At 69.8% G+C, this 2328-nt stretch carries 4 protein-coding genes and 1 pseudogene; 3 read left to right on the top strand and 2 right to left on the bottom strand.

The genetic code is table 11. The features are described from left to right. Both D588_RS0112040 and D588_RS0112035 read right to left on the bottom strand, forming a co-directional pair. Positions 1 to 517 (bottom strand): TolC family protein (locus D588_RS0112040; RefSeq protein WP_017916157.1); only part of this gene is annotated, 517 nt, incomplete at its 3' end. 56 nt (positions 518 to 573) lie between these two features. Beyond that, positions 574 to 912, bottom strand: a complete 339-nt coding sequence (locus tag D588_RS0112035) for a hypothetical protein (RefSeq protein ID WP_017916156.1) — start codon at positions 910 to 912, stop codon at positions 574 to 576. 300 nt (positions 913 to 1212) lie between these two features. Here D588_RS0112035 and rpmB point away from each other — a divergent pair, with 300 nt between their 5' ends. The 3 genes and pseudogenes from rpmB to D588_RS0112020 form a co-directional block, all read left to right on the top strand. Then, positions 1213 to 1449, top strand: coding sequence for a 50S ribosomal protein L28 (gene rpmB, locus D588_RS0112030; RefSeq protein ID WP_010342733.1), 237 nt, complete (start codon positions 1213 to 1215; stop codon positions 1447 to 1449). A gap of 10 nt (positions 1450 to 1459) precedes the next feature. Continuing rightward, a complete protein-coding gene (rpmG, locus tag D588_RS0112025; RefSeq protein WP_169411268.1) occupies positions 1460 to 1627 on the top strand; it encodes a 50S ribosomal protein L33 in 168 nt (55 codons plus the stop codon). Between the two features lie 160 nt (positions 1628 to 1787). After that, positions 1788 to 2328, top strand: a pseudogene (locus tag D588_RS0112020) (cardiolipin synthase); the annotation flags it as partial.

Here is a 2328-nt window from a genome sequence, read left to right as displayed (position 1 = left end):
CCATCGCCTCGACGGCGGCCGCATCGTCGCGGATCAGGCCCAGCGCTTCCTCGGCCAGCGCGTAGCGGCGCAGTGCGCTTTCGGCCAGCGCGTAGGCCGAGGCCACCTCGCCGGCGGCCTCGCTGCGGCTCTGCGTGCCGCGCAGGGCCGCAGCGTCGGCGTCGGCGCGGGCCGCGCGGAGGCGCGCGCCGCGTTGGCCCCACAGTTCCAGCGGTTGCGACAGGGTCAGCGAGGTTTCGGCGCGGGCGGTGCCCGCATAGGTGCCGCTGCCCCAGGCGTTTTCGGTGGACCAGGACAGCGACGGGTTGGGCAGCGCGCGCGCCTGTTCGGCGCGCGCATCGGCGGCCTCGGTCAGCGCCGCGCCGACGCGGCTGCCGGGCAGTTGGTCGAGGCGTTGCAGCAAGCTGTCGTACGAAGGGGCGGTCTGCGCCATCGCCAGTGCGGCCGGGGCCAGGCCCAGCAGCACGGCGACGACCCGCCCGGCCGCGCGCGGCGGCCGACGTGTCGGAGTCGACATGAGCAAATTCCAGAGGTGAGGGAAACGGAACCCCGCGATCGCGGGACACGCTCAACTCACGCTCTGGGCGGGCGCTTCAATCCGTCCTGGACGACGCCTGCAGGGGAGGCGTCGACGGCCTGCATCCAGCGCGCCGGTCGGGGCGCGCCGAACACGGCGAGGGCGCTCGCCGGCAGGCTCAGATTCGAGTGGTGGCAATGGTTGTGGCTGCAGGCGCCGGCATGCTTGCCGTCGCTGTCCTCGCCATCGGCATGCGCCGAGGCGGGCGCGTGCACGGCGTCGGCCGATTCCGGCTCCAGCGCGCAGGCCAGTGCGTCGGCCACCGGCACGACCACGAACGCCGCCAGCAGCAGCATCAGCAGGGAGGTACGCAGTGGACGGAACAGGCGGCGCATGGTCTGGGCGAGGCTAGCAAGCGGCTTGCGCCGGATACAATAGCAACGCCCGCCTGGTCCATCCGCCCGGATCTGCGCGCGGCGCCTGGTCCTGTGGACAACTTGCACAAGCCCTTGATCGCCTGCATAATGCGCGGCTCGCTGTGCCCGACGAGGTCGGGGCCGGCGGCCGGATGCGCGATCTCCGGCCGGCCTTTCCCAGCGTAACCGCTTGATTTCCCACGTCGCGTGGTAGCCGCAGGGCTGCCGGGGCCGCCGTCTCCCAGGCTATGGGCGACCAAACTACTATCGAGGTGCGCAATGTCCCGCGTATGCCAAGTGTCCGGCAAGCGTGTGCAGACGGGTAACAACGTCTCCCACGCCAACAACAAGACCCGCCGTCGTTTCCTGCCCAACCTGCACGAGCGCCGCTTCTGGGTCGCCAGCGAGAACCGCTGGGTCAAGCTGAAGGTTTCCGCGCACGCGCTGCGCACCATCGACAAGAACGGCATCGACACCGTTCTGGCTGAGCTGCGTGCGCGCGGCGAAAAGGTCTGAGGAGTAGAGCATCATGGCAGGCAAGCGCGATAAGGTCCGTATGATTTCCTCGGCCGGTACCGGCCACTTCTACACCACGGACAAGAACAAGAAGAACACCCCGGGGAAGATGGAATTCCTCAAGTACGATCCGGTCGTGCGCAAGCACGTCCTGTACAAGGAAGGCAAGATCAAGTGATCGGCTGATCCTCGGATCGCTGCTCACGTTGCACACGGAACCCGCCGCAAGGCGGGTTTCGTGCGTCTGGAGCAAGGAAAAAGCGCACCGCCGCTGCGGCCATGGTTGCGTTTGCCGGCGCAGTCCGCAGAATCGGGCGACCTGGGTTGCGAGGATCGCGATGCTGCCGGTCTGGTTGGAAGGCACGTGGCTGCTGGCGCTGGACTGGCTGATCCGGCTGGTGGCGCTGTTGTGGATCCCCACCCGCACCACGCCGGGCGCGGCGCGCAGCTGGCTGTTGCTGGTGGGCTTCGTGCCGTTGCTGGGGCTGCCGCTGTACCTGTTGCTCGGCCACCCCTGGCTGTCGCGCGAGCGCATCCGCCGCCAGGCGCTGGCCTCGCAGGTGATCCGCGAGCAGCAGGTGCCGCTGACCGCGCTGCGCTGGGCGCCGCCGGCCGATACCGTGGTCGCCGAAGTGGTGCCGCTGGTCGAGCGCCAGGGCGACTTCATGCCGACCCACGGCAACAGCGTCGAGCTGCTCGACCGCTACGCGCCCTCGCTGCAGGCGCTGATCGACGACATCGACGCGGCGGTCGAGCGTGTGCACCTGCTGTATTACCTGATGTTCGACGACGCGGTCGGCGATGCGGTGAGCGCGGCGCTGCTGCGCGCCGCCGCGCGCGGCGTGCGCTGCCGGCTGCTGCTGGATGCGCGCGGTGGCC

The sequence above is a fragment of the Xanthomonas sp. SHU 308 genome, assembly GCF_000364645.1.
Taxonomy (GTDB): Bacteria; Pseudomonadota; Gammaproteobacteria; order Xanthomonadales; family Xanthomonadaceae; genus Xanthomonas_A; species Xanthomonas_A sontii.
The sequence above is the reverse complement of the archived record's forward strand: the minus strand, read 5'-3'. Positions and strand labels throughout refer to the sequence as shown.

Excerpts from the sequence above, each read along its gene's own strand:
- D588_RS0112035 (WP_017916156.1), bottom strand. The coding sequence starts at position 912 with ATGCGCCGCCTGTTCCGTCCACTGCGTACCTCCCTGCTGATGCTGCTG.
- rpmB (WP_010342733.1), top strand. The coding sequence starts at position 1,213 with ATGTCCCGCGTATGCCAAGTGTCCGGCAAGCGTGTGCAGACGGGTAAC.